The organism is Burkholderia thailandensis E264 (assembly GCF_000012365.1).
Lineage (GTDB): Bacteria > Pseudomonadota > Gammaproteobacteria > Burkholderiales > Burkholderiaceae > Burkholderia > Burkholderia thailandensis.
Window position 1 is genome coordinate 819,329 of sequence record NC_007651.1, and the last position, 11,928, is coordinate 831,256.

The 11,928-nt window shown below is 69.1% G+C and carries 12 protein-coding genes; 4 read left to right on the top strand and 8 right to left on the bottom strand.

What is annotated here, in order from left to right:
* Positions 1 to 20 precede the first annotated feature (20 nt).
* Positions 21 to 1,271, bottom strand: a complete 1,251-nt coding sequence (gene kynU / locus BTH_RS15815; protein ID WP_009892704.1) for a kynureninase — start codon at positions 1,269 to 1,271, stop codon at positions 21 to 23.
* A 45-nt stretch (positions 1,272 to 1,316) separates the two neighbouring features.
* Positions 1,317 to 1,958: an arylformamidase gene (kynB, locus tag BTH_RS15820; protein ID WP_009892702.1), complete on the bottom strand. Its 642-nt coding sequence runs from the start codon at positions 1,956 to 1,958 to the stop codon at positions 1,317 to 1,319.
* A 128-nt stretch (positions 1,959 to 2,086) separates the two neighbouring features.
* Here kynB and BTH_RS15825 point away from each other — a divergent pair, with 128 nt between their 5' ends.
* Complete coding sequence (locus BTH_RS15825; RefSeq protein ID WP_009892701.1) at positions 2,087 to 2,590, top strand: Lrp/AsnC family transcriptional regulator; 504 nt, start codon at positions 2,087 to 2,089, stop codon at positions 2,588 to 2,590.
* Here the strand turns inward: BTH_RS15825 and BTH_RS15830 are convergent.
* Complete coding sequence (locus BTH_RS15830) at positions 2,577 to 3,092, bottom strand: flavin reductase family protein (RefSeq protein ID WP_009892700.1); 516 nt, start codon at positions 3,090 to 3,092, stop codon at positions 2,577 to 2,579. The genes BTH_RS15825 and BTH_RS15830 overlap by 14 nt on opposite strands.
* Before the next feature lie 344 nt (positions 3,093 to 3,436).
* Here BTH_RS15830 and msrA point away from each other — a divergent pair, with 344 nt between their 5' ends.
* Positions 3,437 to 3,994: a peptide-methionine (S)-S-oxide reductase MsrA gene (msrA, locus tag BTH_RS15840; RefSeq protein ID WP_009892698.1), complete on the top strand. Its 558-nt coding sequence runs from the start codon at positions 3,437 to 3,439 to the stop codon at positions 3,992 to 3,994.
* A 225-nt stretch (positions 3,995 to 4,219) separates the two neighbouring features.
* Here msrA and BTH_RS15845 read toward each other — a convergent pair whose 3' ends face one another.
* From BTH_RS15845 to pdxH, 3 genes are all read right to left on the bottom strand, one after another.
* Positions 4,220 to 5,737: a DUF72 domain-containing protein gene (locus BTH_RS15845; RefSeq protein WP_009892697.1), complete on the bottom strand. Its 1,518-nt coding sequence runs from the start codon at positions 5,735 to 5,737 to the stop codon at positions 4,220 to 4,222.
* 26 nt (positions 5,738 to 5,763) lie between these two features.
* Positions 5,764 to 6,984 (bottom strand): SAM-dependent methyltransferase, encoded by a 1,221-nt coding sequence (locus BTH_RS15850; protein ID WP_009892696.1) that lies wholly within the window; start codon positions 6,982 to 6,984, stop codon positions 5,764 to 5,766.
* A 127-nt stretch (positions 6,985 to 7,111) separates the two neighbouring features.
* Positions 7,112 to 7,756 (bottom strand): pyridoxamine 5'-phosphate oxidase, encoded by a 645-nt coding sequence (pdxH, locus tag BTH_RS15855; protein ID WP_009892695.1) that lies wholly within the window; start codon positions 7,754 to 7,756, stop codon positions 7,112 to 7,114.
* 133 nt (positions 7,757 to 7,889) lie between these two features.
* On the opposite strand from pdxH, the gene tcdA reads away from it, so the two are divergent.
* A complete protein-coding gene (tcdA, locus tag BTH_RS15860) occupies positions 7,890 to 8,756 on the top strand; it encodes a tRNA cyclic N6-threonylcarbamoyladenosine(37) synthase TcdA (RefSeq protein WP_009892694.1) in 867 nt (288 codons plus the stop codon).
* Positions 8,757 to 9,018: 262 nt separating this feature from the next.
* On the opposite strand, the gene trxA is transcribed toward tcdA, so the two are convergent.
* Both trxA and BTH_RS15870 read right to left on the bottom strand, forming a co-directional pair.
* Positions 9,019 to 9,867 carry a thioredoxin gene (trxA, locus tag BTH_RS15865; RefSeq protein ID WP_009892692.1) on the bottom strand — a complete coding sequence of 283 codons (849 nt, stop codon included), beginning with the start codon at positions 9,865 to 9,867 and terminating at the stop codon, positions 9,019 to 9,021.
* 53 nt (positions 9,868 to 9,920) lie between these two features.
* Positions 9,921 to 10,802, bottom strand: a complete 882-nt coding sequence (locus BTH_RS15870) for a pirin family protein (protein WP_009892691.1) — start codon at positions 10,800 to 10,802, stop codon at positions 9,921 to 9,923.
* Positions 10,803 to 11,001: 199 nt separating this feature from the next.
* On the opposite strand from BTH_RS15870, the gene BTH_RS15875 reads away from it, so the two are divergent.
* Positions 11,002 to 11,886, top strand: a complete 885-nt coding sequence (locus BTH_RS15875; protein ID WP_009892689.1) for an O-acetylserine/cysteine exporter — start codon at positions 11,002 to 11,004, stop codon at positions 11,884 to 11,886.
* Positions 11,887 to 11,928 lie beyond the last annotated feature (42 nt).

Consider the following 11,928-nt stretch of genomic DNA (forward strand, 5'->3'; position numbering starts at 1 on the left):
CGCGCGGCGCTCGCGCGGGCTCAGGTCACCGCGGCGCGCGTCGCGAATTCGCTCGCGCGCCACGCTTCGGTTTCGAGAATGTCGCGCAGCGTCTCGACCGCGTCCCACACGTCGACGAAGCGCGTGTAGAGCGGCGTGAAGCCGAAGCGCAGGATGTGCGGCTCGCGGTAGTCGCCGATCACGCCGCGCGCGATCAGCGCCTGCATCACTTCGTAGCCGTGCGGATGCTCGAAGCTCGCCTGCGAGCCGCGCTGATGATGCGCGCGCGGCGTGACGAGCCTGAGCGGCTGGCCCGCGCAGCGCGCTTCGACGAGCGCGATGAACGCGTCGGTCAGCGCGAGGGACTTGCGGCGGATCGCGTGCATGTCGGTTTGCGCGAACACGTCGAGCCCGCATTCGACCATCGACATCGACACGATCGGCTGCGTGCCGCACAGAAAGCGCGCGATGCCCGGATCGGGCTCGAACGCGGGCTGCATCGCGAACGGCGCGCGGTGGCCCCACCAGCCGGACAGCGGCTGCTCGAACGCCTGCTGATGGCGCTTGGGCACCCAGACGAACGCGGGCGAGCCGGGGCCGCCGTTCAGATACTTGTACGTGCAGCCGAGCGCGCCATCCGCGAGCGCGCCGTTCAGATCGACGGGCACCGCGCCCGCCGAATGCGCGAGATCCCACAGCATCAGCGCGCCCGCCTGGTGGACCGTCTGCGTGACGGACGGCATGTCGTGCATGTAGCCCGTGCGGTAGTTCACGTGCGTGATCATCGCGACGGCGGTTTCGTCGTCGAGCGCGTCGGGCAGGTCGGCCGGGTCGTCGACGAGGCGCAGCTCGTAGTCGCGGTCGAGCTGCGCGATCAGGCCCTGCGCGATGTACAGATCAGTCGGGAAGTTCGAGCGTTCGGACACGATCACGCGGCGCTTCGGCGCGTGCCGGGCCTGATGCCGCAGCATCGCGGAGAGCAGCTTGAACAGGTTGATCGAGATCGTGTCGGTGATCGCGACTTCGCCTTGCGCCGCGCCGATCATCGGCGCGAGCCTGTCGCCGAGCCGGCGCGGCAGCGCGAACCAGCCGGCCGTGTTCCAGCTGCGGATGAGGCCTTCGCCCCATTCGGCGCCGATCACCTGCTGCGCGCGGGCGGCCGACGCGCGCGGCTGCGCGCCGAGCGAATTGCCGTCGAGGTAGATCACGCCGGCGGGCAGCGCGAACTGGTCGCGCAATGGCGCGAGCGGGTCGTCGCGATCGAGCGCGAGCGCTTCTTCACGTGTTTTCATGATGTCGAACCTGGTTGGGGGAGGGGCGATCGCGTCCGCTTTTCTTCAGCGCGGCGCGTCGGGCAGCGCGCGCAGCACCGCGCGCACGGGGCTTGCATCGAGCGTCGCGAATTTCAGCGGCAGTGCGATCAGCTCGTAGTCGCCGGCGGCGATTTCGTCGAGCACGAGGCCTTCGAGAATCGCCATCCCGTGCGCGCGAATGCGCCGGTGCGCGTCCATCGTCTTCGATTCCTGCGGGTCGAGCGACGGCGTGTCGATGCCGACGAGGCGCACGCCGTGCGCGGCGAGCAGATCGATCGTCTGCGGCGCGACCGCGCAGAACGCGCTGTCCCACGCGCGCTGCGGCGCCTGGCCGTAGGTGCGCAGCAGCACGCGCGGCGGCGCGTCGGCGAGCGCCGCGCGCACATCGTCGGGCGAGACGACGGGATGCGCGCCGATGCAATGGATCACGCGGCAGCGGCCGAGATACGCGTCGAGCGGCACCGCGCCGATCGGCGCGCCATGGGCGTCGTAATGCAGCGGCGCATCCGCGTGCGCGCCGGTGTGCGGCGACAGCGTGATGCGCGCGACGTTGACGGGCGAGCCCGCCTCGATGCGCCACACCCGCTCGATGCCGACGGGCGTGTCGCCCGGCCAGACGGGCGTCGCGGGGGCGATTGGCGGGGAGATGTCCCAGATCGTGTCCATGCGTTGTCGAAAAGCCTCGAATGTTTCGCATGATAGGCAAACCTGCGGAGCAGGTGCTTGCGAAATAAGCATGGACAATCCACCGATATGGCAGATAATTCGAAACAGATCTAAAACGGAGACCAAAAATGCATGCGATCACGCTGGATGCAACCGATTGCCGTATTCTCGCGGTCCTTCAGCAGGAAGGACGGATCAGCAACCTCGATCTGGCCGAGCGCATTTCGCTGTCGCCGTCCGCGTGCCTGCGGCGGATGCGACTCCTCGAAGAGCAGGGGGTGATCGAACGCTATCGCGCGTGCCTGAGCCGCGAGAAGCTCGGGTTCGAGCTGGAGGCGTTCGTGCAGGTGTCGATGCGCAACGATCAGACGCAGTGGCACGAGCGTTTCGCGCAAGCGGTGCGCGAATGGCCGGAGGTGGTCGGCGCGTTCGTCGTGACGGGCGAGACGCACTATCTGCTGCGCGTGCTCGCGCACAACCTGAAGCACTACTCCGATTTCGTGCTGAATCAGCTGTACAAGACGCCCGGCGTGCTCGACATCCGCTCGAACATCGTGCTGCAGACGCTGAAGGACGACGTGGGGCCGCCTGTCGCGCTCGCGCGCACGGGGCCCACGGTCAAAGCCGTGTGAGGCCGTGGAAGCTGCCGCTCTGGAACACGAGCGGCGCGAGCGCTGCGGCGTCGGGGTGCACGCCGCAGCGCTCGACCTCGCCGACGAAGATCACGTGATCGCCTTCGTCGTAGCGGCTGCGGTTGTGACATTCGAACCACGCGAGCGCGCCGTCGAGGACGGGCATGCCGGAGTCGCCCTGCGCGTGCGACACGCCTTCGAAGCGGTTGCCCTTGAGCGTCGCGAAGCGCATGCACAGATCGTGCTGCGACGCGGACAGCACGTTGACGACATAATGGCTGTTCGTGCGGAACACCGACATCGACGCCGATTTGTGCGCGAGGCTCCACAGCACGAGCGGCGGATCGAGCGATACCGAGTTGAACGAGCTGGCGGTGATGCCGATCAACTGGCCGGACGGCGCGCGCGTCGTGATCACGGTCACGCCGGTCGCGAACTGACCGAGCGCTTGGCGGAACGCGGCGGCATCGAAATTTGGCGGGCTGGCCTGTCCGTGTTTCATTGCGTGACGGCCTCGAGCGATGGGCGCGCGCGGCGGCGGGCGGAACGGGCGGCGGCGCCGCGGGCGAAATGGCGGGAAGTGAGCAGGGCAGTCATCGGAAAATTCGTCGGGTTGGCGACGATTTTAGCGGCAATCGTGCAAGGCTGCGACGGACCGCCGCGCCCGGCGAGTGGCCGGCGCCACATTTTTCGCGGAACGCCGTGCGCGTCGCGATGCGGCGCGGCCGACGAAAAGCGCGAAGGCGGCGCGATGCGCGGACGCGGCACAAACCGTGTGCGGCGGCGGCCGGGGCAGGCGCGGCGCGCGGGCCGCACGACGAACGTAACGAACGAAAGGAATCCGATATGAGTGAAGCAACGAACGAAATCGCGACGCTGGGCGGCGGCTGCTTCTGGTGCCAGGAGGCGGTGTTCCTCGACGTCAACGGCGTGACGGCCGTCGAATCGGGCTACGCGGGCGGCCATACGCGCAATCCCGGCTACCGCGACGTGTGCGACGGCGAAACGGGCCACGCGGAGGTCGTCAACGTGACGTTCGACCCGAGCCGGATCGGCTATCGCGAGATCGTCGAGATTTTTTTCGCGACGCACGATCCGACGCAACTGAACCGGCAGGGCAATGATGTCGGCACGCAATACCGGTCGGTGATCTTCACGCGCTCGGATGCGCAGCGCGACGTCGCGCTCGACGTGATCCGCGCGCTCGAGCGCGACAAGCTGTACGACGCGCCGATCGTCACGCAGGTCGAGCCGCTGAACGACAACTACTGGCCAGCGGAGGCGTATCACCAGAACTATTACGCGCGCAATCCGGGGCAGGGTTACTGCGCGGTCGTGATCGGCCCGAAGCTCGCGAAGTTCCGGCAGAAGTTCGCGCATCGGCTGAAGTCGCGCGGCGCGTGACGCGATGCGGAGACGCCCGTGTGCGTCGCGCGGCGTCCTGTTGCGTGATCGCGCGCCGGGCGGGCCTGGACGGCGCGCGTATCGCCCGCCGGCGGCGGGCGGCTTGGCGTGCCGCCGCGCGCGATCGTCCTGACCGGCGTGCGACGCGTGACGGCGTCGCGTGCCTCGTGCCGCCGTCTGCCGTGAAAGGTGTTTGCCAAGCGGCGCACGGCGCGCCCCCGTGCGTTACGCCGCCTCGCCGCGCCAGCGCGCGCACGCGGCCGCGATTTCCTTCGCGAGCGCGATGCACGACAGCGGCGCCGATCCTTCCGCCTTGTTGTTCACCGTGATGAGCACCGGCTGGCCGGCGAGCACATAGCGCGCGGCGAGCTCCGCGAGCGCCGTGCGGGTATGCGGGTCCTCGTCGACGAGCCGGTCGAACGGCTCGTACTTCGCCTTCGCCTGTTCGTACTTGAAGCCGCTGTGCAGGCTCCAGCGGACGATCAGCGGGCCCGACGGCTCGCCGTCGAGGAGCGCGAGCGCCGCCGCCTGACGCAGCGGGTCCGGCATCTTCGCGTGCAACCCGACGCAGTAGCGCACCCCCGCCGCCGCGAGCGCGCGGATGAAGCGGGGCGTGAGAAGGCTCGCGTCGCGAATCTCGATCGCGTAGCGCGGGCCGTCAGGATTGTCAGGGCCGTGCGGCAGCGGCGGCAGCGCGCCGAGGAACGCGCTCAGGCGATCGACGAGCGCGGCCGGATCGGCGAGCAGCGTGCCGGGCAGCGGCGGGAACTGGAAGACGAGCGCACCCGCCTTGCGGCCGAGCCCTTCGAGGCACGGGCGCACGAATTCGTCGGCGGCGAGCTGCGCGTTCAGGAACGCCGGGTTCGGGCCGGTCGGCTCGCCGCGCGCGCCGCGCAGCACCGCATCCGTGACGAGCGCGGGCGCCTTGACGACGAAGCGGAAATCGTCCGGCACCTGCTGCGCGTAGCGCAAATAATCGGTGACGGTGAGCGGTGCGTAGAACGAGCGGTCGAGGCTCACGCTCTTGAGCAGCGGATGAGCGGCGTATGCCTCGAGACCTTCGCGCGACAGCTTCGATTGCGCGTAGTCGTCGCCATAGACGATGCCCTTCCAGCCGGGGAAATACCACGACGACGTGCCGAGCCGTACGTGCGGCGGCAGCTCGCGCGCGGCGGCCGCGACGTCGTCCGCGATCGCGGCGGGCGAGACGCCGCGCCGTCGCGCGCGCTTCTTCGGCACGGCGGCAGGCGGCGGCGCGTCGAAGCCGGGGAGCGCGGGTGTCGCGGCGGAGTCGGGCGGGGTGGTGGAGCCGGCGGGGGCGGCCGGCGGAGCGTCGCCGGCGCGGGCGCCGGCGTCGGGCGCGGCTTCGGGTTTCGCGTGGGTGCCGGTGTGGGAATGAGCATGCGAATTGGCGCGAGCGTCGGCAGTGCCATCGCTCTCGCCGTTGGCGCGATCGTTCGCGCCCGGCGCGGGGTCTGCGGGAGGCCGGGAGGATCGTGCGATGCCGTCGCGCTGCAATGCATCGCGCGGCGCCGCGACATCCCGCGATGTGCCGCGCGGCTTGCCGGCCGTCGCGCGCTTGCGTTTGGCGCCCGATCCGCCGGCCGATGAAGCCGCCGAATCCGAATCCGCAGACGCGGGCGCGGGCGGCAGCGGTTCCCCGCCGAACAGGTCGAATTGATCGCTTCGCGCGTCGTCTTGTCGTGGCGGCGCAGGTTTGCGCCGCGTGCTGCCGTCACCCATCCGTCATCGCAAAAAGGCGCTGCCCGTCAGCGCGGCAGCGCGTGTTCGTACATGTAGCGCCGCGACCACGGCAGCGTCTTCGCGCTCTGCCCGGCCTTGCGGCACACGATCTGGAAGATCGACACGTCGTCGTGCTCGAATGCATACGCGCAGCCGGCCAGATACACGCGCCAGATGCGGAATTTCTCGTCGTCGACGAGCGATCTGGCTACCTCGGCCTTCGCCTCGAAGTTCTCGGTCCAGATGTCGAGCGTGCGCGCATAGTGCCGTCGCAGGCTCTCGACGTCAATCGCCTCGAGTCCGCCGCGCTGCGCCGCCTCGAGCGCGAGGCTGATGTGCGGCAGCTCGCCGTCCGGGAACACGAAGCGGTCGATGAACTCGCCGCCGCCGAGCGCCGTCTCGCCGCTTTCCGCGTCGGTCGACGTGATGCCGTGATTCATCGCGATCCCGTCGTCGGCGAGCAGCTCGCGGATTCGCGAGAAATAGAGCGGCAGGTTCTTGCGGCCGACATGCTCGAACATCCCGACGCTCGTGATCCGGTCGAACTGGCCGTCGATTTCGCGATAGTCCTGCAGCCGGATCTCGATCTGGTTCTCGAGGCCCGCGCGCTTCACGCGCTCGGTCGCGAGATCGAACTGGTTTTGCGACAGCGTGACGCCGACGCAGCGCGCGCCGAACTTGCCCGCCGCGCGCAGCACGAGCGCGCCCCAGCCGCAGCCGATGTCGAGCAGGCGCTGGCCGGGCTGCACGCGAATCTTCGTGAGGATGTGGTCGATCTTCTTGATCTGCGCGGTGCCGAGGTCTTCGTCGCCGTTCTCGAAGTAGGCGCACGAGTAGACCATGTTCTCGTCGAGCCACAGCTTGTAGAACTCGTTCGACACGTCGTAGTGGTACTGGATCGCCTTCTTGTCGGAATTCTTCGAGTGATTGAAGTAGCGCTTCACGCGCGCGAGCTTGCTCGCGCTCGTTACCGTGCTGCGCGCGAGCGAATAGCCGATGTTGATGATGTCGGCGAGCTTGCCCTCGATGTCGATCTTGCCCTTCACGTACGCCTCGCCGAGATTGTCGAGGCTCGGCTCGAGCAGCAGCGGCAGCGCGGATGCGCTGTTGACCTTCAGCGTCACCTGCGGCGCCGCGAACGTGCCGAAATCGAGTTGCTGTCCGTTCCAGAGGACGAGGCGCGCCGGTATGTTCGACTTCTCCCGCACCTCGTCCGCCCACTGTGCCAGTTTCTTTTCCCAGAACATTTGGAATCCCCTTTTGTTCGTTGAAACGAAATACAGCCAAGTTGTCGGGCGGGCGGCCGGCGTGCGAAGGCGCCGGCCGCCCGCGAGCAAAACGAAACGCGGGCAGGGCGGGGGCGGGCGCGCCGCGTTACGGCGCGAGGCGCGCGATTCTCCAGCCGCTCGCCGACGCGGCGTCGCGCGTATACAGCAGGCGGTCGTGGAGCCGCGACGGGCGGCCCTGCCAGAATTCGATCGTGCTCGGCACGAGACGGTAGCCGCCCCAGTGCGGCGGGCGCGGCGGATTTTCGCCGAAGCGCGCGCTGATTTCCTTCTCGCGCGCCTCGAGCAGCGCGCGGCTTTCGATCACCGCGCTCTGCTCGGACGCCCAGGCGCCGATCCGCGAGCCGAGTGGGCGCGACGCGAAATACCGGTCGCTTTCCTCTTCGGTCGTCTTCTCGATGCGCCCCTCGATGCGAACCTGCCGCTCGAGCTCGATCCAGTAGAAGAGCAGCGCCGCGTTCGGGTTGTGCGCGAGCTCGCGCCCCTTGCGGCTCTCGTAGTTCGTGAAGAACACGAAGCCGCGCTCGTCAACGCCCTTGATGAGGACGATCCGCGCGGACGGCCGCCCGGCTTCGTCGACGGTCGCGAGCGTCATCGTGTTGGGCTCGGGCAACTGCGCGCTGAGCGCTTCCTTGAACCAGACGTCGAACTGGACGAACGGATTCGGGTTCACGTCCGCCGCGTCGAGCGACGCGCGGGAGTAGTTGGTGCGGAGATCGGCAAGTGTCGTCATTGGTGTGCGAACGCTCAATCGGGGCCAGTATAGCGAAGGTGGAAAAAACCTGCGTTGCAGTGGTTCGGCGCGTGATTGCCGCCGGTCGATCAGGCAAAATAACGGGCTATCCGTTTCCTTTCGATCAGCTTGTATGTCTCGCACCGACGCCATTGCGACGCTTCACGATGTTACTCCGCAGCCATCCGGCGAGCTTGACGCGGATCGCGCCCGGCGCTTCGGCGGCGTCGCCCGGCTGTACGGCGCCAACGCGCTCGCCGCGTTCGAGCGCGCGCGCGTCGCCGTGATCGGCATCGGCGGCGTCGGCTCGTGGGCGGCTGAGGCGCTCGCGCGCAGCGCCGTCGGGGAACTGACCCTGATCGATCTCGACAACGTCGCCGAAAGCAACACGAACCGGCAGATCCACGCGCTCGACGGCAACTACGGCAAACCGAAGGTCGACGCGATGGCCGAGCGGATCGCGCTCATCGATTCGGCGTGCCGCGTCGTGAAGATCGAGGATTTCGTCGAGCCGGACAATCTCGATACGCTGCTCGGCGGCGGCTTCGACTACATCGTCGACGCGATCGACAGCGTGCGCACGAAAGTCGCGCTGATCGCGTGGTGCGTCGCGCGCGGCCAGCCGCTCGTGACGGTCGGCGGCGCGGGCGGCCAACTCGATCCGACCCGCATCCGGATCGACGATCTCGCGCAGACGATCCAGGACCCGCTGCTGTCGAAGGTGCGCGCGCAGTTACGCAAGCAGCACGGCTTTGCGCGCGGGCCGAAAGCGAAATTCAAGGTGAGCGCCGTGTATTCGGACGAGCCGCTGATCTATCCGGAGGCGGCCGTGTGCGACGTCGACGAGGTCGCGATGCACGCGGCAACCGACGCGCAGGCGCCGGGGCCCACCGGGCTCAATTGCGCAGGCTTCGGCTCGAGCGTGTGCGTGACCGCGAGCTTCGGATTCGCGGCGGCCGCGCATGCGCTGCGCGCGCTCGCCGCGCGGGCGCAGCGGTAACGCGCGGGCGGCGAGCACGCCCGTCGCGGCGCGGGTGCGGCCGCGGCTGAGCCGTGCGTGCCGGAACGGCGTTTCCCGGGAGCGGACGAACGACTCGCGCGGCGCGCAACGCCGGCTTCGCATCGTCTTCGCGCGGCGCAGCCGTCGCTTAACCGTTCGGAAAGAAAAAAGCGGCGGACGCGCATCACGCGCACCCGCCGCATGGCCGCTCCGGCCTAAGCCTGTCGTCGTCGGTTCGTCGGATTGTCGGATTATCGGTTCGTCAGTTCAGCGCCGCGCTCAGCTTGCGCCGCCACGCGGACACGAGCTCGGGCTGGTCCGCCGCGAGCTCGAACACCGAAATCATCGTCTTGCGGCCGACGTCGTCGCCGAACGTCCGGTCGCGCCGGACGATCTCCAGCAACTGCTCGAGCGCGCCATCGTACGCGCGTCGCGCGATCAGGCTCTGCGCCAGATCGAAGCGCGCGTCGAGATCGGCGGGGTCGCTCGCGATCCGCGCTTCGAGCGCATCGGTCGGCGGCAGGTCGGCGGTCGCATCGAGCGCGTCGAAGCGCGTCTTGATCGCCTGATAGCGCGCGTCGGCGCCGCCCGTCGTCTGCGGCGACAGGCGCGCGGCCTCCGCGCGGGCGTCGTCGATCCGGTTCAGCGCGAGCAGCAACTCGACGAGATCGAGGCGCGCTTCGTCGTAGCCGGGGTTCAGCGCGAGCGCGTTTTCGAGGTGCGACAGCGCGTCGTCGATCCGCTCTTCGGCGAGCGCGGCCTGCGCGGCCTGCCGCTCGGCTTCGTCGGGCGTGGGCACGAGGCGGTCGAGGAACGCACGCAGCTGCCCTTCGGGCAGCACGCCGACGAACTGGTCGACCGGCTGTCCGCCCGCGAATGCGATCACATGCGGAATGCTGCGGGTCTGGAAGTGCGCGGCGAGCTCCTGATTCTCGTCGACATTGACCTTCACGAGCTTCCAGCGGCCCTCGTACGCCTGCTCGAGCTTCTCGAGCAGCGGGCCGAGCGTCTTGCACGGGCCGCACCAGGGCGCCCAGAAGTCGACCAGCACGGGGGCGGCAAGCGATGCTTCGATGACGTCGCGTTCGAAAGTGGCGAGCGTGGTGTCCATGGCGTTCTCGTCGATGTTGGATGAATGCACAGTGAGGGTGCGCGGAGGTTTTTTCAATGTGCGCGGCGCTCCGGGAACGGAATCCAGTCGGTCTCGCCAGGTACCGTTCCCATCTGCTGCGCCGCCCATGCGTGTTTCGCGCGCTCGATCGCGTCGCGCGAGCTCGCGACGAAATTCCACTCGATGAAGCGCTCGCCGTCGAGCTTGTCGCCGCCGAGCAGCATCGCGCGCGCGCCGCCCGCGCTCGCGAGCGCCGCGCGCGCGCCGGGCGCGAGCACCGCCATCTGCGCGAGCTCGAGCGGCATGCCGTCGATCGTCAGGTCGCCGTCGACGAGATACACCGCGCGTTCTTCGTGATCGGCGTCGAGCGCGAGCGTGCCGCCCGCCGCGAACACGGCGGCGACGTACAGCGTGCGCGAGAACGTCGTGACGGGCGAGCGCGCGCCGAACGCGTCGCCCGCGATCACCGTCAGCGCGACGCCGTCGCGCTCGAGCTTCGGCAGCGTCGCGGCCGCGTGGTGCTCGAACGACGGCTCGCACGCCTCGTGCTCGCGCGGCAGCGCGACCCAGGTCTGGATGCCGTGCACGGTCTGCCCGCGCGCGCGCGCGTCGTCGGGCGTGCGCTCCGAATGGACGATCCCGCGTCCGGCCGTCATCCAGTTGACGTCGCCCGGCACGATCTTCTGCACCGAGCCGAGGCTGTCGCGGTGCAGGATCGCGCCGTCGAACAGGTAGGTGACGGTCGCGAGGCCGATGTGCGGATGCGCCCGCACGTCGAGGCCCGCGCCCGCCGGCTGCTCGGCGGGGCCCATGTGATCGAAGAAGATGAATGGGCCGACGGTGCGCGCGGTGAGCGCGGGCAGCGTGCGGCGCACGGTCAGGTTGCCGATGTCGCGCACGTGCGGCTTCAGGATGGCTTTGATCGAGTCGGTCATGGCTGGCGGGGGCGGTTCGGAACGCTCGACGCGTTCGCGTGGCGGATACGGAATGTGCGGCCCATTGTAACGGCGTAGCGGAGTGACGGCGTCTCGGCGGATGCGGCGGCGCGCGTTCGAGGTGCGCGGGGCCGCCTGCAAGCTTCGCGAAACGCCGGTAGACTCGGCGATTCGCGCGAAAAAGACCGAGGAGACGACGATGGCCCCGAAAGACCTGTTGCTGGCGCTGGTGGTGATCCTGGCTTGGGGCGTGAACTTCGTCGTGATCAAGGTCGGGCTGCACGGCGTGCCGCCGATGCTGCTCGGCGGGCTGCGCTTCCTGCTCGCGGCGGTGCCCGCGGTGTTCTTCGTGCGCCGCCCGCGCATTCCGTTGCGGCTTCTCGCGCTGTACGGCTCGACGATCCTGCTCGGCCAGTTCGTGTTCCTCTTTTCCGCGATGTACGTCGGCATGCCGGCCGGGCTCGCGTCGCTCGTGCTGCAGGCGCAGGCGTTCTTCACGCTCTTCTTCGCGATGCTCGTGCTCGGCGAGCGACTGCGTGCGCAGAGTCTCGCGGGCCTCGCGATCGCCGCGGTCGGGCTCGTCGCGATCGCCGTGCAGGGCGGCCGCGGCATGACGCTCGCGGGCTTTCTGCTGACGATCGGCGCGGCGGCGTCGTGGGCGCTCGGCAATATCGTGACGAAGAAGGTCGGCAAGGTCGATCTCGTGTCGCTCGTCGTGTGGGCGAGCCTCGTGCCGCCCGTGCCGTTCTTCGCGCTGTCGTACTGGTTCGAGGGGCCGCAGCGGATTCAGGCCGCGCTCACGTCGCTGTCGGGCGCGTCGATCTTCGCCGTCGTCTATCTCGCTTTCGTCGCGACGCTGCTCGGCTACGGGCTGTGGAGCCGCTTGCTGTCGCGCTATCCGGCCGGGCAGGTCGCGCCGTTCTCGCTGCTCGTGCCGATCGTCGGCCTCGCGTCGTCGTCGCTGCTGCTCGGCGAGCGGCTGACGCACGCGCAGCTCGCGGGCGCCGCGCTCGTGATGGCGGGGCTCGCGGTCAACGTATTCGGCGATCGCGTCGTGCGCCGTTTTTTCGCGGCCGCGTCGTGATGGCGGGGTAGGGCCGGCCCGCGCTCGCGCGAGCCGGAAGGC

Coding starts and splice junctions, on each gene's coding strand:
- kynU (WP_009892704.1), bottom strand. CDS start 1,271: ATGAAAACACGTGAAGAAGCGCTCGCGCTCGATCGCGACGACCCGCTC.
- kynB (WP_009892702.1), bottom strand. CDS start 1,958: ATGGACACGATCTGGGACATCTCCCCGCCAATCGCCCCCGCGACGCCC.
- BTH_RS15825 (WP_009892701.1), top strand. CDS start 2,087: ATGCATGCGATCACGCTGGATGCAACCGATTGCCGTATTCTCGCGGTC.
- BTH_RS15830 (WP_009892700.1), bottom strand. CDS start 3,092: ATGAAACACGGACAGGCCAGCCCGCCAAATTTCGATGCCGCCGCGTTC.
- msrA (WP_009892698.1), top strand. CDS start 3,437: ATGAGTGAAGCAACGAACGAAATCGCGACGCTGGGCGGCGGCTGCTTC.
- BTH_RS15845 (WP_009892697.1), bottom strand. CDS start 5,737: ATGGGTGACGGCAGCACGCGGCGCAAACCTGCGCCGCCACGACAAGAC.
- BTH_RS15850 (WP_009892696.1), bottom strand. CDS start 6,984: ATGTTCTGGGAAAAGAAACTGGCACAGTGGGCGGACGAGGTGCGGGAG.
- pdxH (WP_009892695.1), bottom strand. CDS start 7,756: ATGACGACACTTGCCGATCTCCGCACCAACTACTCCCGCGCGTCGCTC.
- tcdA (WP_009892694.1), top strand. CDS start 7,890: ATGTCTCGCACCGACGCCATTGCGACGCTTCACGATGTTACTCCGCAG.
- trxA (WP_009892692.1), bottom strand. CDS start 9,867: ATGGACACCACGCTCGCCACTTTCGAACGCGACGTCATCGAAGCATCG.
- BTH_RS15870 (WP_009892691.1), bottom strand. CDS start 10,802: ATGACCGACTCGATCAAAGCCATCCTGAAGCCGCACGTGCGCGACATC.
- BTH_RS15875 (WP_009892689.1), top strand. CDS start 11,002: ATGGCCCCGAAAGACCTGTTGCTGGCGCTGGTGGTGATCCTGGCTTGG.